Source organism: Nonomuraea sp. NPDC005730, assembly GCF_040630865.1.
GTDB lineage: Bacteria > Actinomycetota > Actinomycetes > Streptosporangiales > Streptosporangiaceae > Nonomuraea.
On sequence record NZ_JBEXYK010000001.1, the window covers coordinates 322475 to 343363 of the forward strand.

18 protein-coding genes, 1 pseudogene and 1 riboswitch are annotated in these 20889 nt (G+C 71.9%); of the genes and pseudogenes, 9 read left to right on the top strand and 10 right to left on the bottom strand.

Annotated features, from left to right (window positions below; all coding sequences use genetic code 11):
* On the top strand, positions 1-517 hold a 517-nt coding region (locus ABZ444_RS01480), incomplete at its 5' end, for a YbaK/prolyl-tRNA synthetase associated domain-containing protein (protein ID WP_357991071.1).
* An 85-nt stretch (positions 518-602) separates the two neighbouring features.
* Here the strand turns inward: ABZ444_RS01480 and ABZ444_RS01485 are convergent.
* Both ABZ444_RS01485 and ABZ444_RS01490 read right to left on the bottom strand, forming a co-directional pair.
* Positions 603-1439, bottom strand: a complete 837-nt coding sequence (locus tag ABZ444_RS01485; protein WP_357991074.1) for a universal stress protein — start codon at positions 1437-1439, stop codon at positions 603-605.
* A 2-nt stretch (positions 1440-1441) separates the two neighbouring features.
* Entirely contained in the window at positions 1442-1792 is a 351-nt protein-coding gene (locus tag ABZ444_RS01490; protein WP_357970848.1) for a hypothetical protein, read from the bottom strand.
* Positions 1793-1851: 59 nt separating this feature from the next.
* Here ABZ444_RS01490 and ABZ444_RS01495 point away from each other — a divergent pair, with 59 nt between their 5' ends.
* Positions 1852-4095, top strand: coding sequence for a glycoside hydrolase family 95 protein (locus ABZ444_RS01495; protein WP_357991076.1), 2244 nt, complete (start codon positions 1852-1854; stop codon positions 4093-4095).
* Here the strand turns inward: ABZ444_RS01495 and ABZ444_RS01500 are convergent.
* On the bottom strand, positions 4055-4507 hold the full coding sequence (locus ABZ444_RS01500) for a class I SAM-dependent methyltransferase (protein WP_357991079.1): 453 nt from the start codon (positions 4505-4507) through the stop codon (positions 4055-4057). The genes ABZ444_RS01495 and ABZ444_RS01500 overlap by 41 nt on opposite strands.
* Positions 4508-4542: 35 nt before the next feature.
* Positions 4543-4655: riboswitch (TPP riboswitch) on the top strand.
* Here ABZ444_RS01500 and thiC point away from each other — a divergent pair.
* A complete protein-coding gene (thiC, locus tag ABZ444_RS01505; RefSeq protein WP_357991082.1) occupies positions 4648-6126 on the top strand; it encodes a phosphomethylpyrimidine synthase ThiC in 1479 nt (492 codons plus the stop codon). It overlaps the preceding riboswitch by 8 nt.
* A 9-nt stretch (positions 6127-6135) precedes the next feature.
* Here the strand turns inward: thiC and ABZ444_RS01510 are convergent, their stop codons facing one another.
* The 4 genes from ABZ444_RS01510 to ABZ444_RS01525 all read right to left on the bottom strand — a co-directional run bounded on the left by ABZ444_RS01510 (position 6136) and on the right by ABZ444_RS01525 (position 12057).
* Positions 6136-6987: an SDR family oxidoreductase gene (locus tag ABZ444_RS01510; protein WP_357991085.1), complete on the bottom strand. Its 852-nt coding sequence runs from the start codon at positions 6985-6987 to the stop codon at positions 6136-6138.
* Positions 6988-7066: 79 nt separating this feature from the next.
* A complete protein-coding gene (locus ABZ444_RS01515) occupies positions 7067-10156 on the bottom strand; it encodes a DUF3427 domain-containing protein (protein ID WP_357991088.1) in 3090 nt (1029 codons plus the stop codon).
* A 91-nt stretch (positions 10157-10247) separates the two neighbouring features.
* A complete protein-coding gene (locus ABZ444_RS01520) occupies positions 10248-11081 on the bottom strand; it encodes a hypothetical protein (RefSeq protein WP_357991091.1) in 834 nt (277 codons plus the stop codon).
* A 178-nt stretch (positions 11082-11259) separates the two neighbouring features.
* Positions 11260-12057 (bottom strand): SDR family oxidoreductase, encoded by a 798-nt coding sequence (locus tag ABZ444_RS01525; protein ID WP_357991094.1) that lies wholly within the window; start codon positions 12055-12057, stop codon positions 11260-11262.
* 129 nt (positions 12058-12186) lie between these two features.
* Here ABZ444_RS01525 and ABZ444_RS01530 point away from each other — a divergent pair, with 129 nt between their 5' ends.
* The 5 genes from ABZ444_RS01530 (at position 12187) to ABZ444_RS01550 (ending at position 15970) form a co-directional block, all read left to right on the top strand.
* Positions 12187-12525: a hypothetical protein gene (locus ABZ444_RS01530; RefSeq protein ID WP_357991097.1), complete on the top strand. Its 339-nt coding sequence runs from the start codon at positions 12187-12189 to the stop codon at positions 12523-12525.
* 12 nt (positions 12526-12537) lie between these two features.
* A complete protein-coding gene (locus ABZ444_RS01535) occupies positions 12538-13935 on the top strand; it encodes a HAMP domain-containing sensor histidine kinase (RefSeq protein ID WP_357991100.1) in 1398 nt (465 codons plus the stop codon).
* Positions 13932-14594 carry a response regulator transcription factor gene (locus ABZ444_RS01540; protein WP_357991103.1) on the top strand — a complete coding sequence of 221 codons (663 nt, stop codon included), beginning with the start codon at positions 13932-13934 and terminating at the stop codon, positions 14592-14594. The genes ABZ444_RS01535 and ABZ444_RS01540 overlap by 4 nt, the downstream gene beginning before the upstream one ends.
* Before the next feature lie 87 nt (positions 14595-14681).
* A complete protein-coding gene (locus tag ABZ444_RS01545) occupies positions 14682-15212 on the top strand; it encodes a DUF4956 domain-containing protein (RefSeq protein ID WP_357991601.1) in 531 nt (176 codons plus the stop codon).
* Entirely contained in the window at positions 15209-15970 is a 762-nt protein-coding gene (locus tag ABZ444_RS01550) for a polyphosphate polymerase domain-containing protein (RefSeq protein ID WP_357991106.1), read from the top strand. Before ABZ444_RS01545 ends, ABZ444_RS01550 begins: the two co-directional genes overlap by 4 nt.
* Here the strand turns inward: ABZ444_RS01550 and ABZ444_RS01555 are convergent.
* Positions 15965-17188, bottom strand: a complete 1224-nt coding sequence (locus tag ABZ444_RS01555; RefSeq protein WP_357991108.1) for an acyl-CoA dehydrogenase family protein — start codon at positions 17186-17188, stop codon at positions 15965-15967. The genes ABZ444_RS01550 and ABZ444_RS01555 overlap by 6 nt on opposite strands.
* 68 nt (positions 17189-17256) lie before the next feature.
* Between ABZ444_RS01555 and ABZ444_RS01560 the strand changes: the two are divergent.
* Positions 17257-17433 (top strand): annotated as a pseudogene (locus ABZ444_RS01560) (TetR family transcriptional regulator); the annotation flags it as partial.
* A gap of 447 nt (positions 17434-17880) precedes the next feature.
* Here ABZ444_RS01560 and ABZ444_RS01565 read toward each other — a convergent pair.
* Both ABZ444_RS01565 and ABZ444_RS01570 read right to left on the bottom strand, forming a co-directional pair.
* Complete coding sequence (locus ABZ444_RS01565) at positions 17881-18876, bottom strand: acyltransferase family protein (protein ID WP_357991111.1); 996 nt, start codon at positions 18874-18876, stop codon at positions 17881-17883.
* Positions 18877-18949: 73 nt separating this feature from the next.
* Complete coding sequence (locus ABZ444_RS01570) at positions 18950-20884, bottom strand: DUF6807 family protein (RefSeq protein WP_357991114.1); 1935 nt, start codon at positions 20882-20884, stop codon at positions 18950-18952.
* Between the last annotated feature and the right edge of the window lie 5 nt (positions 20885-20889).

Below are 20889 nucleotides of genomic sequence, written 5' to 3' on the forward strand. Positions count from 1 at the left end.
GTCCGAGGGCGACCGGCGGCCGGACGCCTATGAACGGCTGATCGCCGATCTCGATGCGGGCGGGGCGCGATACCGGGTGATCGACCATCCGGCGGAGGGGCGTACCGAGCAGGTGAGCGCCCTGCGCGGGCACGGCGTCGAGCAGGCGGCCAAGTGCCTGATCGTGATGGTCAAGATCGGCAAGAAGCGCACGCGGCACGTGCTGGCCGTCGTGCCGGGCGACGCGCGGCTGGATCTGCAGGCGGTCAAGGGGCTGCTGGAGGGCACGTACGTGGCCTTCGCCGACAAGGACCGGGCGGAGGAGCTGGCGGGCAGCGTCAGTGGGACGGTGTTGCCGTTCAGCCATGACCCCCGCCTTGAGCTGGTGGTCGATCCTTCGCTGCTGGAGCTGCCGGAGATCTACTTCAACGCCGCGCGCCTCGACCGCTCCCTGGCGCTCGCCACCGACGACTACGTACGGCTGGCCGCGCCCCGCGTGGCCGGCATCGTGGCGGCGGCGGTGCCGGCCGCCGGTTAGCCACCGGCGGGCGGTGGGTGGCGGTCCAGAAGGGCGGGAGCGGGCCGGGGGAGTGGCGGACGGCGGTGACCCGCGGGAACGTACCCTAAACGGATGTAGCCTTCACGATCGCGAGCGGGCCGGGTGCGTGGTGCAGCATGGCCTGGCTGACCGAGCCGATGAGCATGCCCTTCAGCGTGCCGTGGCCCCGGCTGCCGACGACCAGCAGGTCGGCGCCGGCCGCCACCTCGCGCAGCACCTCGACGGGATGGCCGTGCACGACGTCCTCGATCACCTCCACGCCGGGATGGCATTGCCGGGGTATGGCGAGGAAGGTCCGCAGGGCCTCGCGGGTCTCGCGTTCGGCCTCCGGATCGGCGGGTTCGAAGCCCGAGGGACGCGGCCAGGCGAAGGCCTCCACCGCGCGCAGCCTGGCGCCGCGCAGCTCGGCCTCGGCGAAGGCGAACTTCAGCGCGCGGAGGCTGCCCTCGGAACGGTCGACGCCGACCACCAGCTCACCGCGCGGAACGGCGGGCGGGTCGCGGACCAGGACGACGTCCGTCTGGGCGTGCGCGGCCACCCCGTGGGCGACCGAGCCGAGCAGCAGCCCGCGTACGCCGCCCAGGCCACGACTGCCGACGACGAGCAGGTCGGCCTGCTCGGCGGTCCTGATCAGCGCGGCGCGGGGATCGCCGGGCACGAGTTCCGTGGTCACCTCGGCGCCCTCTTCGCGGGCCCGCCGTTCGGCGGCCGCGAGCACCTCCTTGGCGCCGTCGCGCATCCACTTTCCCACCTCCGCGTACCGGCCGGAGATCGGATGGCAGACCCAGTCGGGCACCACGTGGGCCACGGTCAGCGACACCCCGCGCAGCACTGCCTCCTTGGCGGCCCAGTCGACGGACAGCAGTCCGGTCGGCGAGCCGTCGACACCTGCGACGATCATGGTCAGGCCACGTAACATTCCACTTCGGCGCGGCGATAGGCCAAGCCCTGTCTGGTGGACTCGTCGATGCACGCGCGCTCGGTCTTGCTGAGGAGCAGTTCGCCGCAGACCGTCACGCCGGAGTACGTCCGGCAGTCGAGCGAACGGTTGCGCCGGCCGATTCGGTAGTTGTCCTTGACCGCCTGCCTGCACTTCTGGCGCAGGGCCTGTGTGTCGGCGTAGCGGCACTGGGCGGTCAGCGTCCGGTATTGCTGCTTGCTCACTTCCTGCTGCTCGATGCCGTCCCCAGAGGCGGCAGCCGGTCCGATCGTGGTGAGAGCCACGATCGCGGCCACAGCGGCGATCTTCATCATAGTTCCCCTGAGGGAGTCCGTACCGCCAGGGGCGATCGCCAAACCTTAGGCTGATCGCCATGCTGACGCTCCGGTACGACGAGCCCGCCCCCAGCTGGGAAGGACACGTCCTTCCGATCGGCAACGGAGCGCTCGGCGCCTGCGTGTTCGGGACGCTTGCGACCGAGCGCGTCCAGCTCAACGAGAAGTCGTTGTGGACCGGCGGTCCGGGCAGCGCGGAGCCCTGCGGATCCGGCAACTGGCCGACGGACCGTCCCGGTGCTCTGGACGCGGTGCGGCGGGTCATCGACGAGCGGGGTTCGATGGCGCCGGAGGAGGTGGCCGAGATCCTGGGGAACCCGGCCTACAGCACGGTGGGGCACATTCCCGGCTTCGGGGCGTACCAGAACTTCGGCGAGTTGCTGCTCGACGTGACCGGCGGTTTCTCCGGCGGCTACCGGCGCACGCTCGACCTGGAGGCCGCGGTGGCCGCCGTGACGTACGAGGACGCCGACGGCGTGGTGCTCACCAGGGAATATTTCGCCTCGTACCCGGCGCACGTCATCGTCGGCAGGCTGGCGGCGGGACGCCCGGGACGGGTGGGGTTCACGTTGCGCTTCGGCACCGCGCATGACGGCGGGGAGGAAGTGACCGCCGACGCCGGACGGCTGCGCGTCCGGGGCGTGCTGGCCGACAACGGCCTGGTGTACGAGGGCCAGGTCCAGGTGCTGACCGAGGGCGGCACCCGCACGGACGACGGCGACCGCGTCGTGGTGACGGGCGCCGACAGCGCGGTGTTCGTCTTCTCGGCGACCACCGACTACGCGCCCGTCCACCCCGGCTACCGCGGCCCCGACCCGGCGGCGCGGGTCACGGCGGTGGTGGACGCGGCGGCGCGCCGGCCGTACGCGGAGCTGCGGGCCGAGCACGAGGCCGACCACCGGGCGCTGTTCGGCCGGGTACGCCTCGACCTCGGCCGGCGCATGCCCGACCTGCCGACCGACCGCGTGCTGGCCGCCTACGAAGGCGCCGGCACCCCGTCCGACAGGGCCCTGGAGACGCTGTACTTCCAGTACGGCCGGTACCTGCTGATCGCCTGCTCCCGCCCAGGCTCGCTGCCGGCCAACCTCCAGGGGGTGTGGAACGCGTCCAACTCCCCGCCGTGGGAGTCCGACTACCACACCAACATCAACCTGCAGATGAACTACTGGCCCGCCGAGCCGGCGAACCTGGCCGAGACGGCGGTGCCGTACCAGGAGTTCGTGGCGGGGCTGCGCGCGCCCGGTCGCGAGACCGCGCGGTCGATGTTCGGCTCCGCGGGCTGGGTGGTGCACTCCAACACCAACCCGTTCGGGTTCACGGGGGTGCACGACTGGCCCACGTCGTTCTGGATGCCGGACGCCGCCGGCTGGCTGGTGCGCCAGCTCTACGAGCGCTACCTGTTCGACGGCGACGAGCGCTACCTGCGCGGGCACGCCTACCCGGCGATGCGCGAGGCCGCCGAGTTCTGGCTGGCCAACCTGTGTCCCGACGCGCGTGACGGCAGCCTCGTCGTCTCGCCCGCGTACTCGCCCGAGCACGGCGACTTCACCGCGGGCGCGGCCATGCCGCAGCAGATCGTCCGGGACCTGTTCGCCTGCACGGCCGAGGCCGCGCGGACGCTCGGCGTGGACGCCGAGTTCGCCGGACGGCTGCGCGCGGCGGCCGACCGGCTCGATCCCGGGCTGCGGGTCGGGTCCTGGGGGCAGCTCCAGGAGTGGAAGGCCGATCTCGACGACCCGTCCGACCGGCACCGGCACGTCTCCCAGCTCTACGCCCTGCACCCCGGGACGCAGCTCACCGCTCCCGAGCACCTGGCCGCGGCGCGCACCACCCTCGAAGCCCGCGGCGACGGCGGCACGGGCTGGAGCATGGCCTGGAAGGTCAGCTTCTGGGCCCGGCTCAAGGACGGCGACCGCGCCCTGAGCATGCTGAGCGGGCAACTGCGGTCCAGCACGCTGCCCAACCTGTGGGACACGCATCCGCCGTTCCAGATCGACGGGAACCTCGGCGCGACCGCCGGGGTGGCCGAGATGCTGCTCCAGAGCCACGCCGGCGTCATCGAGCTGCTGCCCGCGCTGCCGGCCGCCTGGCGCGCGGGCTCGTTCGACGGGCTGCGCGCCCGCGGCGGCTTCACCGTCGGGGTGACCTGGGCGGACGGCGTGCCGGTCGAGGTCAGGCTGGCGTCGGCGCGCGGCGGGACCGCCCGGCTGCGCGGCCCCGGATTCGCGCGCGACCTGGAGACTAGGGCAGGGGAGAGCTGCGCGCTGTCGCCAGCACGCTGAACCACGTGCGGTGGGTGACGTTCGACTCGTGCCAGGCGCGCAGCGTCGGCTCGGTCTGCTCGGACGGCACGTGCACGAGAGCCGCGGCCGACCAGATGCCGTCCAGGGAGGCCGGCGACAGCGGCGGCCGCCGCAGATCGCCCAGAACGGCAGGCACGCCGCGCCCGGCGGCGAGCCTGGCCATCTCGATCGACAGGTCCACGCCCACGGTGGTCAGGCCGCGCCCGGCGAACCAGGCCGACTCGCGCCCCGGGCCGCATCCCAGGTCGGCGACCGTGGCTCCGGCGGGCAGGGCCGAGGCGAACCGGTCGCGGAAGGCCGCGAACGGGGGAGGCGGATCGGAGAACTGCTCGTCGAACTGGCGCGCGATGCGGTCGTAGGTGGCGGTCGTGTGCGCAATGGGATCAGACATCCCCTTGATCCTGCCACGCGCGGGGTTATGATCGCGGTGACCAACGCGGGAGCCCGGTGCGGACCGGGCTGAGAGGACGGCTGTCAGCCGCCGACCGCCAGAACCTGCTCCGGATAATGCCGGCGAAGGGAGTTTGCGCGATGAACGACGCGCGCTTTTCCAAGATCCACATCGGTGACCTCCAGGTGCCGATGCGCGAGGTCAGGCTGTCGAACGGCACCTCGGTGCGGCTCTACGACACCTCGGGGCCCTCGCGTACCGACCGCTCGGCGTGGGGGTCGCCGGTCACCCAGCTCGGCGCGGCGCGGCGCGGTGTGGTGACCAAGGAGATGGAGTTCGTGGCCGTCCGGGAGGGTATGACCCCCGAGTTCGTCCGGCAGGAGGTCGCGGCCGGCCGGGCGGTCATCCCCGCCAACGTCAACCATCCCGAGTCCGAGCCGATGGCGATCGGCCGGAACTTCCTGGTCAAGATCAACGCCAACATCGGCAACTCCGCCGTCACCTCCTCGATCGAGGAGGAGGTCGAGAAGATGACCTGGGCCACCCGGTGGGGCGCCGACACCGTCATGGACCTGTCCACCGGGCCGAACATCCACGAGACCCGCGAGCAGATCATCCGCAGCTCGCCCGTCCCGGTCGGGACCGTGCCCATCTACCAGGCGCTGGAGAAGGTGGGCGGGCGTCCCGAGTCGCTGTCGTGGGAGGTCTACCGCGACACCCTGATCGAGCAGTGCGAGCAGGGCGTCGACTACGTGACGGTGCACGCGGGCGTGCGGCTGGCGCACGTGCCGCTGACCGCCCGCCGCAAGACCGGGATCGTCTCGCGCGGGGGCTCGATCATGGCCGCCTGGTGCCTGGCCCACCATCGCGAGAGCTTCCTGTACGAGCACTTCGACGAGATGTGCGCCCTGCTGGCCCGCTACGACGTGACGTTCTCGCTGGGCGACGGGCTGCGCCCCGGGTCGATCGCGGACGCCAACGACGAGGCCCAGTTCGCCGAGCTGCGCACGCTGGGCGAGCTGACCAAGGTCGCGCACGCGCACGACGTGCAGGTGATGATCGAGGGGCCCGGCCACGTGCCCATGCACAAGATCAAGGAGAACGTCGACCTGCAGCGCGAGCTCTGCGACGACGTGCCCTTCTACACCCTCGGCCCGCTCGTCACCGACATCGCCCCCGGCTACGACCACATCACCTCGGGCATCGGCGCCGCCATGATCGCCTGGTACGGCACCGCCATGCTCTGCTACGTCACCCCCAAGGAGCACCTCGGCCTGCCCAACCGCGACGACGTCAAGACCGGCGTGATCACGTACAAGATCGCGGCGCACGCGGCGGACCTGGCCAAGGGGCACCCGCAGGCCCAGGCGTGGGACGACGCCCTGTCGGACGCCCGGTTCGAGTTCCGCTGGGAGGACCAGTTCGACCTGTCGCTCGACCCGGACACCGCCCGCGCCTTCCACGACGAGACCCTGCCGGCCGCGCCCGCCAAGACCGCGCACTTCTGCTCGATGTGCGGCCCGAAGTTCTGCTCGATGAAGCTCAGCCACGAGGTGCGGGCGGGCATGGCCGACAAGGCGGCCGAGTTCCTCGGGAAGGGCGGCTCGATCTACCTCTGACCTGCGCGGTCAGCCCGGGAGCGTCTCGCCGCCGATCGGGGCCAGCACCTCGCCCGTGTAGTACGAGGACAGCCGGTCGGCGGCGAAGAACACGTACGAAGGGGCGATCTCGTCGGGGTCGGCGGCCCGCTTCATGGGCACCTGCGCGCCGAACTTCGCCACCTTCTCCTCCGGCATCGTGGCCGGGATCAGCGGCGTCCAGACCGGGCCGGGGGCGACGGCGTTGATCCTGATGCCGCGCTCGACCAGGTTCTTGGCCATCGAGTAGGTGAAGGCGTTGATCGCGCCCTTCGTCGCGGCGTAGTCGATGAGGGTCTTGTTGCCGCGCAGGCCGTTGATCGAGGAGGTGTTCACGATCGCGCTGCCCTCCCGCAGGTGCGGCAGCGCGGCCTTGGTGACGCGGTAGTAGCTGTGGATGTTGACCGCGAACGTGTGCTCCCACTGCTCGTCCGTCAGCTCCTCCAGGGAGTCGACCGGCGCCTGGTAGGCCACGTTGTTGACCAGGACGTCCAGGCCGCCCAGCTCGGAGACGGCCTGCTCCACGACCGTCGCGCAGTGGTCGCGGTCGCCCAGGTCGCCGGGCAGCAGCACGCAGTGCCGTCCCTCCTGCTCGACCAGGCCGCGGGTGTGGTTGGCGTCGTCGTGCTCGTCGAGGTAGGCGATGGCGACGTCGGCGCCCTCCTTGGCGAAGGCCACCGCCACCGCCCGGCCGATGCCCGAGTCACCGCCGGTGATCAGCGCCTTCTTGCCCGCCAGCAGGCCCCTGCCCTCGTAGCCGCGCATCTCGTCGCGCGGCTCGGGCGACATGTCGCTCGTACGGCCCGGGTACGGCTGGCTCTGGGGTGGTGGTGTCTCCGACATGTCCGGCGATCTTCCCCTGACGGGGTATCGGTAACGTCATGCTCTGCCCAGATCACCCCTTTCCGACGGGCTACGGCGGTCAGCCGGCGATGGCCGCGCGCCGGAACAGGTCCGCGGGCATCTCCTCGTCCAGCCTCCAGGTGACGGCCATCGGGCGTTCGCCCTTGTGCTCGACGTAGCGGGCGGTGCCGTGGAAGACGTACGGCTCGGGATGACGACGGTCGTTCTCCGTGCGTTCCCTGGTGAACAGCAGGACGTGGCTGCCGGTGTGCTCATGCCTCTGGTAGCGCAGGCCGGTGGCCGACCCCGCACCGGTCCGGTTCTGGGACTCCCAGTGGAAGAGCGCCGGGGTCAGGGCGTAGTCCCGGTACATGGTCTGCGGGGAGAACTCCTTCTCGTTCTTGCGCAGGGTGACGAAGAGGGCGTCGCAGTGGGTGGCCGGGCACCACGCCACGCCCTCCCGCATGGTGGCGGGTACCGAACCGCCGAGGCTCGCCCAGCCCAGAGCGGCCAGGACCTCGTCGGCCGAGTAGTGGCCGTTGACAACCAGCGGCACGCCGGCGAGCGTCGCGGGAAGGGGCTTGGTCACATGGCGCGGGCGCTCCACGCCGTAGGCGAGGACCTCCAGGATCTCCGCGCACAGGTCCGGCTCGGCGCGCAACCGGTCCAGGCCCTCGTCGTAGGAGGCGAAGCCGCCGCCGTCCCGCCAGAAGGAGAAGAACAACATGCGGGCGAACGCCTGTGTGATCGGCGGGCAGTCGTCGTGCCGGGGCCCGTCGGGACGCAGCAGGTCGGCGTACGCGGCGGCCCGCGGGCGGTCGTCGACGTGGAGCAGGGCGCGGATCCGGCGGCCCAGCGCGTTCTCCAGCGCGGAGGCGGGGGCGGTGACCAGGCCGGACCGGCGCAGCAGGTCGGTCCAGTAGCGGCGGTTGCGGTACAGGTCGTCGATGTCGCGGCCGCTCGCCTCCAGGTACTTCACCAGCGACGTCTCGGCGAGCGACCGGATCTCCTGCGTGACCATGGTGACCGTCGCGCTCAGATGGATCCGCAGCTCGTCGAGCAGGCGGTCTTTGGTGACCCGGTCCAGGACGATCTGCGAGCCCGACGGCAGGAGCGGGAAGTCGTTCCTGACCTGCGTCTCCAGCCGCCCTCGGACGAAGCCGGTGAGCGCCTGGAACCGGTTGCCGAAGCGGTACTCCTTGCGGTGCCGGCCGACGAAGTCGAGGACGGTCAGCACGTCCTTGTCGGGCGTGCGGCGCAGGCCGCGGCCGAGCTGCTGCAGGAAGACGGTGGCGCTCTCGGTCGGACGCAGCAGGAGCAGGGTGTTGACGTCCGGAACGTCGAGGCCCTCGTTGAACAGGTCCACGGCGAACAGGAAGGTGACCTTCCCCTCGCGCAGGGCCTTCAGCGCGTCCTTGCGCGACCGGTCGTCGGTGCCGCTGTCCACCGCCCGCGAGGGCAGCCCCGCCCTGGTGAAGAAGTCGGCCATGAAGCGCGCGTGTCCCACCGAGACGCAGAATCCGAGCCCACGCACCGCCGCCGGGTCGCTGACCTTGTCCAGGAGCGCGTTGAACACCAGCCGCGCCCGCGCGGTGTCGCCGGTGAGGACGTTGTCCAGCGTCGCGAGGTCGTAGGAGCCGCGCGACCACTTCACCGTGCTGAGGTCGGTCTCGTCGTTGATGCCGAAATAGTGGAACGGGCAGAGCAGGTCGGCGTCGAGGGCGTCCCACAGGCGCAGCTCCGAGGCGATGCGCCCGTCGAAGAACTCGTCCTGCACCCAGGTGCCGTCCGCGCGTTCGGGGGTGGCGGTCAGGCCCAGGAGCTCCTTGGGCCGGAGCCGGCCGATGATCTGGCGGTACGTGCGGGCGGCCGCATGATGGAACTCGTCGATGACGACCACGTCGAAATGGTCGGGGGCGAAGGTGTCGATGATCCTGCTGAGGGACTGCACCGAGGCGAAGACGTGCCGCCACTGCCGGGAACGTTCGTCGCCGACGTGCAGCTCGCCGAAGTCCGGGACGGCCAGCACCTGCCGGTAGGTGTGCATGGCCTGGGCCAGGATCTCCCTGCGGTGCGCCACGAACAGCAGGGCCGGCCGGCGGCCGAGACGCCGTTGCAGGTTGCGGTAGTCGAACGCGGCGACGACGGTCTTGCCGGTGCCGGTCGCGGCCACCAGCAGGTTCCGGTGCCGGTCGTGGACGGTCCTTTCGACATCGAGGTCCTCCAGCATCTCCCGCTGGTGCGGGAAGGGGTGCGGGACCAGGGCCGGGATGTCGAAGAGCCGTTCACCGCTCTGCGACCGGGACAGCGCCTCGTCCAGCCGGCCGCCGTCCGTCTCGGGGTCGTACGGCTCGAACTCGGGACGGTTCCAGTAGGAGTCGAAGGTCGCCTCGAACTTGTCCAGCAGCCGAGGTGTCGTCACCGACGACAGGCGAACGTTCCATTCCAGCCCGTCCAGCAGGGCTGCGCGTGACAGGTTCGAACTGCCGACGTACGCGGTGTCGAAGCCCGTACGGCGGCGCAACAGCCACGCCTTCGCGTGCAGCCGGGTCGAGTTCTGCTCGTAGCCGACGCGGACCTCGGCGCCGAAGTCGCGGACCAGCCGGTCGAGCGCCCGGCGTTCGGTCGCGCCCATGTAGGTCGTGGTGATGACCCGCACCGGCACGCCGCGCCGCCCCAGCTCGGCCAGCGGACGTTCGAGGATGCGCAGCCCCGACCACTTGACGAACGCGCACAGCAGGTCGACCCGGTCGGCGCTGGCCAGCTCGGTGGCCAGCTCGTGGGCCAGGTTGGGGTCCTCGCGGGCGTTGGTGAGCAGGGCCGCCTCGGAGAGCGACGTCAGCGGCCTGGCGGGGGCGGCCGCGCCGGGTTCGTTCCTGACGACGGACAGCAGGCGGGCGGGCCCGTCGGAGACGACCTCCACCTCGGCGTCCGCGAGCAGGCCGAGCAGCCGGTTGGCCAGCCGCACCTGCTCCTCCGGGTCCTTGAGCGCGGCGAACGCCCGGGTGGCCGTCTCGCCCAGGAACCGGCCCAGCAGGTGGCTGACCTCCTCCTTGTCGACGGGGGAGATCTCGACGAGGTGATCCGCGTCCCGCCAGCCGGCCGCGCGCTCCTGGAGCCTGCGGGTGAGCAGCGAGTCGTACAGGCCGGGGACGGGGGTGTCGGGCACGGGTCGCTGCCTCCTGTTTCCTGGCGCCTGGACCTTGGATCCTGGATCGGGAGGATCAGCGTAGATCGGGCGCCGACGGGGGCGCAGGTGATCAGGTGAGCTTGAGGAGGCCGGCGTCCACTATCCGGCGGCCGAAGGGGCGGGCGAGGTCGGCGAGGCGTTCGCAGCCGGGTTCGCCCAGGGCGCCGTAGGCGGGCATCGCCAGGGCGTCCGTGCGGGTTTCGAGGTGGTGGCGCAGGGACTTGCCTTCGGGGGTCAGGTCGTTGCCGGGGGTCAGGAGGCCGCGGGTGCGGAGGGTGGTCTCGGCGTGGGCCCACTGGTCCGGGGGCCAGGCGCGGCTCATGGTGAGGAACGGCTTGGCGACCTCGCCGCTGGCCGCGTGCAGGACGAGGGCTTCGAGGCCGGTGATGCCCTCGGCCAGCAGTGTCGCCACGTGGCCGTCGCCGCGGAACTCGCGCAGGAGGGTCTGGGCGTGCCAGAGCTGGAGGAGGGGGTCGTCGGGCCAGGGGAGGGCGGCGTGGGCGGCGAACAGGGGGCGGCCCTGGGGGTGGTCGCAGGCGGCCTCGGCGGCGCGCCTGGCCAGGGTGAGTACGGGGACGAGGTCGGGAAGTTCGTGGACGGCGGCCCGGCGGAGGGCTTCGGCGGCGGCTTCGCGGCGGGCTTGCAGGACCTGGGCGGGGGTGACCTTGTCCCAGGGGAGGGAGCGGCGTACGAGGTCGGGGTTGAAGTTGTAGAACGTGGCGATGACGAGGTCGGCGGGGGCGGGGCCCAAGGGGGCGGAGCGTGAGGTGAAATATCCGGACATGCCGGTGAGGCCGAGGGCGGCGTACCGGGTGGTGGCCTCGGGGACGAAGTAGATCATCCCGTGGACGGGTTCCAGGCGGCGCCAGGCTTGGCGGGCGGTCCGGGTGAGCTGCTGGTCCATGGTCAGGTCGGGCCTTTCGCGAAGGGCGACGGCGAGGGAGAGCGCCTTGTGGGAGCGCTTGTCGGGTGCGGGGTGCGGGGTGCGGGGTGCGGGGTGCGGGGTGCGGGGTGCGGGGTGCGGGGTGCGGGGTGCGGGGTGCGGGGGGCGAGGTCTGGGGTGCGGGGGAGGCGGCTCGTGGTCAGTCGGTCGGGGTGGATTGGAGGGTGGTGATGAAGTTGGACATTCCGGCTAGCCATCTGTCCGGGGCCTCGGCCTTGCGGCGGTAGAAGTCGGCCACCTCGGGGTGGGGCAGGATGTGGAAACGTTCGGCGGCCAGGCCGTCGATCACGGCGGTCGCCACGTCGGCGGGGTCGAGGATCGCGCCCGACGCCCCCACGGCGCGCGCCGTCAGGTGGTCCTCCTCGACGCCGCGTTCCAGCATCCCGGTACGCACGCCCTGGGGGCACAGCACGCTGACCTTGATGCCCTGCGCGGCGTGGTGGATGGCCACCCACTCGGCGAAGGCGATGGCCGCGGCCTTGGTGACGGCGTACGGCGCGTCGCCGGGGCAGCTCACCAGGCCGGCCGCCGAGCAGGTGTTCAGCAGGTAGCCGCCGCCGCGGGCGACCATGCCGGGGATGACGGCGCGGGCGGCGTGCACGTGGGCCAGGACGTTGACCGCGTACAGGGAGGTCCATTCCTGGAGGGGGGCGTCGAGGCCGGAGCCGCCGATGATGCCGGCGTTGGAGCAGAACACGTCCACGGGGCCGAAGGGGGTGGGCTCGGCCAGCGCGGCCACCTCGGACTCGACGGAGACGTCCGCGCGTACGGCCACCGCTCGGTCGCCGATCTCGTCGGCCACGGCCCTCGCGCCGGGCTCGTCCAGGTCGGCCAGCACGAGCCCGGCTGCTCCCTCGGCGGCGAAGCGCAGGGCCATCGCGCGTCCGATGCCGCCGGCCGCGCCCGTCACGACGATCACCTTGTCCCGCACCCTCATGAAGACCTCCTGACCGACCAGCCGGTATCAGAACATGATTCTAATGACGACGGGCTGGATGGGAAGGGATGAGAGCTTCCTCATCCTGGCCTCAGGATGGTCTCCTCCGAGCGGCGGACGCTCTACCTCATGAAACGCGTGATGCTCATTCTCGTAGCGCTGACGGCGGCGGGGTTCCTCTCGGCCGGGTGGGTACGGGCGGCCGACGACGGGCCCGATCTGGGGGAGTCCGTCACGGTCTCGACCTCGCCGGGGACGTCGGCCGGCGACGTTCGGCCGTTCGCGTCGCCGGGAACCGAGGCCGAACCCGTCAAGCCACCCGCGCCGAAGCCCGGAGGCGGCGATGATGATGGCGACGAAGACCACCATCGCGCCTGGGCCGGCGGAGACGACGATGACGACGACGAAGACGACCGCGACGATGACGATGACGATGACGATGACGAAGGTGACGATGGCGACGACTGAGCGGGGAGCCGGATGCGGGTGAGTGCCCGCGCCCGGATCGTGGGCTGGATGCTCGCCGTCGTCGGTCTGGCCCTGACAGTCTCGATCTTCGCGACCTGGACCGTCCTGCTCGCCCGCCTCGACGACCGGATGAACCTGGAGTTCACCAACGAGGCCGAGAAGCTGCGCAGGTACGCCGCCACCGCCCACGATCCCCGTACCGGCCGGCCGGTCTCCGACGTGCGGGAGCTGCTCACCGGCTATCTGGCGATCAACGCGCCCGACCGCTGGGAGACCTTCTTCACCATGGTGGGCGGCCGGGCCGACCGGATCACCGCCGTCACGCCCCCGGCCCGGCTCGACACCGACGAGAAGCTGGTCAAGGTGCTGGCCGCGGCCACCAGACCCGCCTACGGCGACACCGAGAGCGTCGAGGGCACGGTCAGGTACGCCGTCATCCCGGTCAGGGTGGCGGCCGACCCCCGTCCCGGCCATTTCGTCGCCGCCGTCTTCTACGACCGCCACCGGGGCGAGATCGTGGACGCGGTCGGCGTGCTCGGGCTGTCGGCGCTGGCCGCGCTGGCTCTGGCGGGGGCGGCGGGATGGTTCGTGGCGGGGCGGGTGCTGGCCCCGGTGCGGCTGGTGAGCCAGACGGCCGAGCAGATCAGCGACTCGGCCGACCTCACCCGCAGGCTCAAGGTGACCGGCGACGACGACGTGGCCGCGCTGGCCGCCACGTTCAACCACATGCTGGATCGTTTGGAACGTTCCTTCGCCGTCCAGCGGACGTTCGTGGACGACGCGGGACACGAGCTGCGCACCCCCATCACGGTCATCCGCGGGCACCTGGAGCTGATGGGGGACGACCCGGCCGAACGGGCGGAGACGCTCGCCCTGGTCACCGACGAGCTGGGCCGCATGAACCGGATCGTGGACGACCTGCTCACCCTGGCCAAGGCCGAGCAGCCCGGCTTCCTCGCGGTCGAGGAGGTCGAGCTGGCCGACCTGACGGTGAGCGTGGTGGCCAAGGCCCGGCCGCTGGGCGACCGGCGGTGGCGGGTCGACCAGGTGGCCGAGGCGCGGATCCCGGCCGACCGGCAACGGCTCACGCAGGCGCTCATGCAGCTGGTGGTGAACGCCGTCCGGCACACCATGGACGACGATCTCATCGCGGTCGGGTCGGCCGTGCGGGACGGGCGGGCCGAGCTGTGGGTGCGCGACAGCGGGCCGGGCGTCGCGCCCGCCGACCGGGAGCGCATCTTCCGCCGGTTCGTCAGGGGCGCGGGACGTACGGGCGGGCACGACGGGGCAGGACTGGGGCTGGCGATCGTCAGGTCGATCGCCGAGGCGCACGGAGGCGGTGTGAGAGTGGCGGACGTCCCGGCGGGGGGCGCTTGTTTCGTGATGACGTTGCCGCTGGCCAGGGCATGAACCGGATCCTGATCGCCGAGGACGAGAGCAGGATCGCGGCCTTCCTGGAGAAGGGCCTGCGCGGGAACGGCTTCGTCACGGCCGTGGTCGCGGACGGCGTCGCGGCCTACGACCTGGCCGGTTCGGGCGGGTTCGACCTGCTGCTGCTCGACATCGGGCTGCCGCTCAGCGACGGGTTCACCGTGCTGCGGCGGCTGCGGGAGTCGAAGGTGGCCATCCCGGTGATCATCCTGACCGCCCGGGGCGGCGTGACCGACACGGTCGCCGGGCTCGAAGGGGGCGCCGACGACTACATCGCCAAGCCCTTCGCCTTCGAGGAGCTGCTCGCCCGGGTCAGGCTGCGGCTGCGGGCCGACCGCACGCCCGAGCCGACCGTGCTGCGCGTCGGTGACCTGGCGCTCGACCTGCGGACCCGGCGGGCGCACGTCGGCGACCGCGTGGTGGACCTGTCCACCAGGGAGTTCGCGCTGGCGGAGATCTTCTGCCGGCATCCCGACCAGGTGCTGACCCGCGAGCAGCTGCTCAGCCACGTCTGGGGCTTCGACTTCGACCCCGGCTCGAACGTCGTGGACGTCTACGTCCGCTACCTGCGCAGGAAGATCGGCCCCGACCGCATCGAGACCGTGCGCGGCACGGGCTACCGGATGAGAGCCGCCTAATGGGCGCCTCACGGCTCCCTCACCGGCGCGCCGCAGGCTGGTGGACATGACAACGAGGGGCAAGACACCGTGACGGCCGGACTGGCGATGGACCTGGCGGCGATCACCGTCCTCGCCTACGGCCTGTACTACCGGCGACACCACCGGCGCGACCTGCTGTTCGCCTACGTGGCGCTGAACGTGGGCATCTTCGCGGTGGTCTCCCTGCTGCTGGTCCAGCGGGTGGACCTGGCGGTCGGGTTCGGGCTGTTCGGGGTGTTGTCGATCATCCGGCTGCGGTCCAGCGAGATCACCCAGCAGGAGATCGCCTACTACTTCGTGGCGATCGTCCTCGGGCTGGTGAACGGCATCGCCTCCCAGCTCCCGCTGACCGCGCTGCTCCTGGACGGCGTGCTGCTGGCCGTCGTGCATGTCGCCGACCACCCCCGCCTGCTGGGCCGCACCAGGCAGCAGGTCGTGACGCTGGACGTCGTGCACGCCGACCCCGAGCTGCTCAGGGCCGACCTGGAGAGCCGGTTGCGGGGCCGCGTCCTGCACTGCGTCGTCACCCAGGTGGACTACGTGCGCGACGTGACCGTGGTGGACGTGCGCTTCCAGATCGCCGAGGTGGCCCGATGAGGGACGCCGGCGCGCTGATGGCCGGCGTCGCGGCCGGGCTGCCGCCGGTCGGGCTGGACGACGTGCCGCAGCTGATGAGCCGGGTGGACCACAAGTACGTGGTCGGCGTCCCGGCCATGGCCGAGCTCGTGGCCGAGCTGGGCGACCGGCTCTCGGTGTTGCGGATCGGGGCGTTGCGCCAGTTCCGCTACACCTCGACCTACTTCGACACGCCCGACCTGCTGACCTTCCGCCAGCACCGGCAGGACCGGCGGCGCCGCTTCAAGCTGCGCACCCGTACGTACCTGGACGGGGGCGGCCGGTGGCTGGAGCTGAAGCTGAACGGCGCCCGCGGCAACACCGACAAACACCGCATCCCGTACGACGCCGCGCCGGCCGGCGAGCTGACCACCGAGGCCATGGAGTTCGTCGGCGACACGCTGAGCAGCGAGCTGAGCGTCGTCGTGCCCGACGCGCTCGGGCCCGTGCTGTCCACCGACTACCGGCGGGTCACGCTCGTCGACCGGGCCGGGCAGTCCCGGCTGACCTGCGACACCGGCCTGCTCTGCCACGACGGCGGCCACCGGGTGCCGGCCCGCCGCGACCGGGTGCTGCTGGAGTCGAAGTCGGCCGACGGGCGGGCGCTGGTGGACCGGGTGCTGCGCGGGCTGGGGGTGCGGCCGGTCAGCGTGAGCAAGTACTGCCTGGCGGTGGCCGCGCTCCGGGGCGTCCCGGCCAACCGCTGGCAGCCTGTCATGCGGGGATATCTTGCGCTATAGCGGCAGGCCGCCGGTCGCCGCGCTCGTCGAACCGGTCGCCTGGTAGGCCGCGATCGTGCGCTCGGCGATGCGCATCTGGTGGATCTCGTCGGCGCCGTCGGCGAAGCGGGCCCAGCGGGCGTGCTGGAACATGCTCGCCAGCGGCGTGTCGGTGGAGTAGCCGAGCGCGCCGTGCACCTGGATCGCCCGGTCGACGATGCGGTTGAGGCTGTTCGCCACGAAATGCTTGGCCATCGACACCTCCGTACGGAAGTCCTCGCCCCGGTCGATCTTCGAGGCGGCGTGCAGCACCATCAGCTTGCACTGGTACAGCTCCATGGCCGAGTCGGCGATCAGCCACTGCACGCCCTGCTTCTCGGCCAGCAGCGAGCCGTGGCTGTAGCGGTTGAGCGCCCGGTCCACCATCATGTCCAGGGCCGTCTCGGCCTGCGAGATCCACCTCATGCAGTGGGCGAGCCGCGCCGGGCCCAGCCGGTACTGGCCCAGCCGGTGGCCGTTGCCCCGGCCGCCGAGGATCGCGCTGTCGGGCAGCCGCAGGTCCTCGATCACGATCTCGCTGTGGCCGGTCGAGCCGTGCATCGTCTCGACCTCGCGCACGTCCTTCCAGCCCGGGTTGGGCAGGTCCACCAGGAAGGCCGTGTTCGCGCCGCGCGAGCCCTCGGGCACGTCCTTCTCGGTGCGCGCGATGAGGATGGCGAAGCTCGCCCGGCGGGCGTTGGAGATGAACCACTTGTGGCCGTTGATCACCCACTCGTCGCCGTCCTTGACCGCCTCGGTGCGGATCAGGGTCGGGTCGGACCCGGCGACCTCGGGCTCGGTCATCGCGAAGCACGACATCTGGACGCCGTCCAGCAGCGGCCGCAGGTACTTCTCCTTCTGCTCGTCGTCCGCCCAGTGGAGCAGCGTGTGCATGTTGCCCTCGTCGGGGGCCTGGCAGTTGAGCACCCACGGGCCGATGCGGGTCTTGGCCGCCTCCGACTGCACCATGGCCAGCTCGACGTGGCCGAGGCCCATGCCGCCCCACTCCTTCGGCATGTGCGGCAGCCACAGCCCTTCGGCCCTGGCCAGGCGGCGCAGCTCGAAGATCGTGCGAAGGTAGGCGTCCCGGTCGCCCTCCTCCACGCCGGACATCGCGGGGATCACGGTCTCCTGGACGAAGGACCTGACCCGCCTGCGGATCTCCTCGTGCTCGGGGGCGAGAGTGAAATCGATGGCCATGACTCTCCTTCGGCGATTTCACCGATAGTACTATCGGTGAAATCACACACAAGTCCCGTGAGGCGATCGTGACCAGCACACCGCTCAGCAGGAGCGAGGCGAAGGACCTGACCCGGCGCAGGCTGATCAGGGCGGCCCTGACCATCCTCGACGAGGAGGGGGAGACCGGCCTGACCACCGGCAAGGTCGCCAAGGCCGCCGGCATCGCGCAGTCGAGCTTCTACGTGCACTTCAAGGACATGCAGGAGCTGCTGCTGGTGCTCGCCGAGGAGGGCGGCGACCGGCTGCGCGGCGCGATGCGGGAGGCCCGGCGCAGGGCCCGCGAGGCGCCCGGCGACCTCGAACGCCACCGCGACACCTTCCGCATCCCGCTGGAGGCGATCTGCCGCCACCCCGAGCTGCTGCGCATCCAGCTGCGCGCGCGGCACGACCCGTCCTCCTCGCTGCGCGACTTCGCCGCCCGTACGGCCGCGGCCTACCGCGAGCACCACGCGGCCGACCTGGCCGCGCTCGGCCACACGGCCGGAGACGAACGGGACCGGCGCCGCCTGGAGATGATCGCCGAGGGCGTCAACGCGGCCACGAACGCCCTGGCCGTGGGTCACCTGGAAGGCCGCTACCCCGACCTGGACGAGTGCGCCGACATCCTGGTCGCGCTGTCCAGGGGCGCGCTGCGGCTGCTCAGGCACGAGTCAGGCGGGACGGCGGAGCGGGGTGAAGGCCCAGGTCATACGGGGCTCGACGGCCCACCGGAACAGCCCGCGCACCCAGGGCGTGCACAGCAGGGTGGCGGTCAGGACGCCCAGCAGGAGTGACAGCGGCAGCCCCAGGCCGAGCCGCTCGGCGCCCTTCACCACGAACCCGTGCAGCAGGTACGCGTACATGGTGGCCGAGCCCAGCCCGCTGAACCAGGTGCGCCGGGCCGGGGTGACCGCCAGGAACGCCGCCACCAGCACCGCCCCCGCCGCCAGCAGCCCCAGCCTGATCGCGGTGCCGGTGAGGTCGTCCACGCCGATGGCCGCGTTGGAGTGCCGCCACCTGATCCACTCGGTCGGCACCCGCTCGTGCACCAGCAGCGCGACCGCGAGCCCCAGCCCCAGCACGCAGAACCCGGCCAGCCGCATGGAGGGCCGCCGCAGCCGGGCGAAGTGCTCGGGCCGCAACATCAGGCCGAGGACGTAGAACGGCAGCAGCGCGAACGTGCGGTTCATGGCCAGCTCGCCGGGCAACCGGTCGAGCCCGGTCAGCAGGGACAGCGCGACCGCGACCGCGAGCGGCCACCTGAGCTGCTGCCACACCGGCGTGGACAGCCGCCACAGGAACAGCGAGAGCAGGAACCAGGTGAGGTAGTACGGGTCGAGCAGGCTCAGCTCGAACTTGCCGTACAGGATCGGGCGGGGGATCGAGTAGGCCAGCTCGAAGATCAGGTAGGGGACGGCGAGGGTGGAGATGAGCTTGCGCGCCTTGCCCCCCGAAAAAGTGAAATTTCGGGACAAATAGCCACTAAGCACGATGAATAGCGGCATGTGGAAGACGTACACGTAGAAGTACAGGGCGTGGGCGAGCGGCGCGTCGCGCTGGTCCTCGATCAGGTGACCGCACACGACCAGCACGATGGCCAGGTACTTCGCGTTGTCGAAGAACGGGTCCCTGGCGGTGGCGGGCCGGGCGATGACGGGGGCGTTCACAGACTCCGCACCCTAACCGCGGCCCGCCGAACCGCCGGGAAACCGGGAATGAGGGCTTACCGAAGAGCGGGTGTCAGGCGGTGCGCTCCCCGATCATCGTCCCGACGGCGGCGGCCAGCGCCGACGCCGACGGCCCGTCGAGCCGCCCGTCGGCCACGACCGTGACGACCCGCCTGGTCAGCGTGTCCTCGACGACGAGCGGACGGTCCCACGCGAGCGCCTGTCCGACCCCGGGATACTCCGCCACCCGCACGAACCAGGGGTCGTCGTCGGCCTGCACGAACACCAGCGTCCAGTCCCGCCCGTCGGGCCCGGTCCCGGCCATGGCCACCCAGCGGCCCCGGCTGCCGTGCACGGCCTCCTCCTCGCCGGGGAAGGTCACCCGGCCGGTCGAGGCGCCGGGCGCGCGCCAGAAGAACCCGCCGTAGCCCGCGCCGGCCCGGCCCTTGGTGGCCGAGCTGTTGACCTCCAGCGGCGAGCCGGTCAGGTTGGTCAGCGTGAACGCGAGGTCGAGGGCCCACGCGCCGCCGACCGGCCGGGCGGTGACCGTGCGCCGCTCGCGGGCGATCAGCCGGTCGCCGGGGCCGATCCACTCCAGCTCCTCGGTGAAGCCGTCGTCGGCCAGCCGGGTGAACGCGACGTGCCGCTGCCTGCCGTGGTCGTCCAGCCAGGCCGGTCCCCGGCCCCTGACGTAGGTGCGGCCGCCCCAGAAGTTCGCGCCGCCCAGGTCGGCGATCGCCACGCCGGCGCCGAGGTGGTGCACGTGGTCGTCGGGACGCACCTCGGTGACGGTGACGCCGCCCAGCGTGCGCACCGGATGCAGGTACGGCCGCGGCGAGTCGGTGGCGGGCGGGTCGGGCCGCCACTCGTAGGCCGCGACCGGCGTGCCCGCCACCCGCAGCCGCACCTTCGTCCACGGCGCGCCGAGCTCGGAGTAGAGCGCCAGCTCCGCGGCGCTGCGCGCGGTCAGCTCGGCGATGCCGGGCAGGAACCGGTGGGTGACCGCGCCGCCGCCGTCGCGCTCCACGACCTGGTGCCGTTCGGCGATGGGCAGTGGCTCGGGAGCCAGCCGAACCGCGTCCAGGACCTGGGTGAACGTCTCGGTGCGGGAGAGCGGGACGAGCAGCTCGCCCCCCGTGCGGATGTGCGCGACCAGGTTCTCCAGCAGCCCGTCGCGCTCGTGCACGGTGGTCTCCACCGAGCCGTCGGCCCGCTCGACGCGCAGCTCGTCCAGCGTGTACGTGAGCGTCGCCCGCCCCGCCTCCCCGTGCACCACCAGGTACGGCTCGGTGCGGCCGGTCGCGCACAACGACACCGCGATCGTGATCACCGGCCCGCCCGCGATCCGGACGCGCAGGCAGGAGGTGTCGTCGGCCTCGATCGGATGGGCGTGGTACAGCTCGGTCTCGACCGCCTCGACCGGGCCGTCCACCAGGGCGAGCGCGGTCGCGACGGCGTGCGCGAAGGGGTTGGTGAGCGCGCCGTCCACCACGTCCGCGCCGTGCAGCCTGCGCCGTCCGGCCCAGGACGAGCGGCTGAAGTACGACGAGGGCCGCTCCCACGCGCCCGCGCCGCCGATGCCGCGGATGCGGCCGAGCGCGCCGCTCGCCATCAGGTCGCGCAGCGCCGGGACCGCCCGCGAGCCGAGGCTCTGGAAGCCGACCTGGCAGGCCAGCCCGGTCTCGGCCACCGCCGCGGCGATCCGCGCGTGCGCCTCGCGACTTGCCGCGGGCGGCTTCTCCAGCAGCACGTGCGACCCGGCGCGCAACGCCGTGACCGCGAGGTCGGCGTGCGTGTGGATCGGCGTGCAGACGATCGTGATCTCCGCGCCGGTGGCGGCGATGAGCTCGCCCAGGTCCGCCGACTGCGGCAGGGGGCCGCCGTCGAGCTCCACCGGCCGCACGTCGCAGATCCCGGCCGGCTCGACCAGCCCGGTGGCCGCGAGCCTGCGCAGGTTGTCCAGGTGATGCCGCCCGTGCCCGGTCGCCCCGGCCAGGACGACCTTCACGGGAT

What these genes read in the sequence shown, in the direction of transcription:
- ABZ444_RS01490 (WP_357970848.1), bottom strand. Translation starts at nt 1,792, where the DNA reads ATGATGAAGATCGCCGCTGTGGCCGCGATCGTGGCTCTCACCACGATC.
- ABZ444_RS01500 (WP_357991079.1), bottom strand. Translation starts at nt 4,507, where the DNA reads ATGTCTGATCCCATTGCGCACACGACCGCCACCTACGACCGCATCGCG.
- ABZ444_RS01520 (WP_357991091.1), bottom strand. Translation starts at nt 11,081, where the DNA reads ATGGACCAGCAGCTCACCCGGACCGCCCGCCAAGCCTGGCGCCGCCTG.
- ABZ444_RS01525 (WP_357991094.1), bottom strand. Translation starts at nt 12,057, where the DNA reads ATGAGGGTGCGGGACAAGGTGATCGTCGTGACGGGCGCGGCCGGCGGC.
- ABZ444_RS01555 (WP_357991108.1), bottom strand. Translation starts at nt 17,188, where the DNA reads ATGGCCATCGATTTCACTCTCGCCCCCGAGCACGAGGAGATCCGCAGG.
- ABZ444_RS01510 (WP_357991085.1), bottom strand. Translation starts at nt 6,987, where the DNA reads ATGTCGGAGACACCACCACCCCAGAGCCAGCCGTACCCGGGCCGTACG.
- ABZ444_RS01545 (WP_357991601.1), top strand. Translation starts at nt 14,682, where the DNA reads ATGGACCTGGCGGCGATCACCGTCCTCGCCTACGGCCTGTACTACCGG.
- ABZ444_RS01530 (WP_357991097.1), top strand. Translation starts at nt 12,187, where the DNA reads ATGAAACGCGTGATGCTCATTCTCGTAGCGCTGACGGCGGCGGGGTTC.
- ABZ444_RS01485 (WP_357991074.1), bottom strand. Translation starts at nt 1,439, where the DNA reads ATGATCGTCGCAGGTGTCGACGGCTCGCCGACCGGACTGCTGTCCGTC.
- ABZ444_RS01540 (WP_357991103.1), top strand. Translation starts at nt 13,932, where the DNA reads ATGAACCGGATCCTGATCGCCGAGGACGAGAGCAGGATCGCGGCCTTC.
- thiC (WP_357991082.1), top strand. Translation starts at nt 4,648, where the DNA reads ATGAACGACGCGCGCTTTTCCAAGATCCACATCGGTGACCTCCAGGTG.
- ABZ444_RS01550 (WP_357991106.1), top strand. Translation starts at nt 15,209, where the DNA reads ATGAGGGACGCCGGCGCGCTGATGGCCGGCGTCGCGGCCGGGCTGCCG.
- ABZ444_RS01495 (WP_357991076.1), top strand. Translation starts at nt 1,852, where the DNA reads ATGCTGACGCTCCGGTACGACGAGCCCGCCCCCAGCTGGGAAGGACAC.
- ABZ444_RS01535 (WP_357991100.1), top strand. Translation starts at nt 12,538, where the DNA reads ATGCGGGTGAGTGCCCGCGCCCGGATCGTGGGCTGGATGCTCGCCGTC.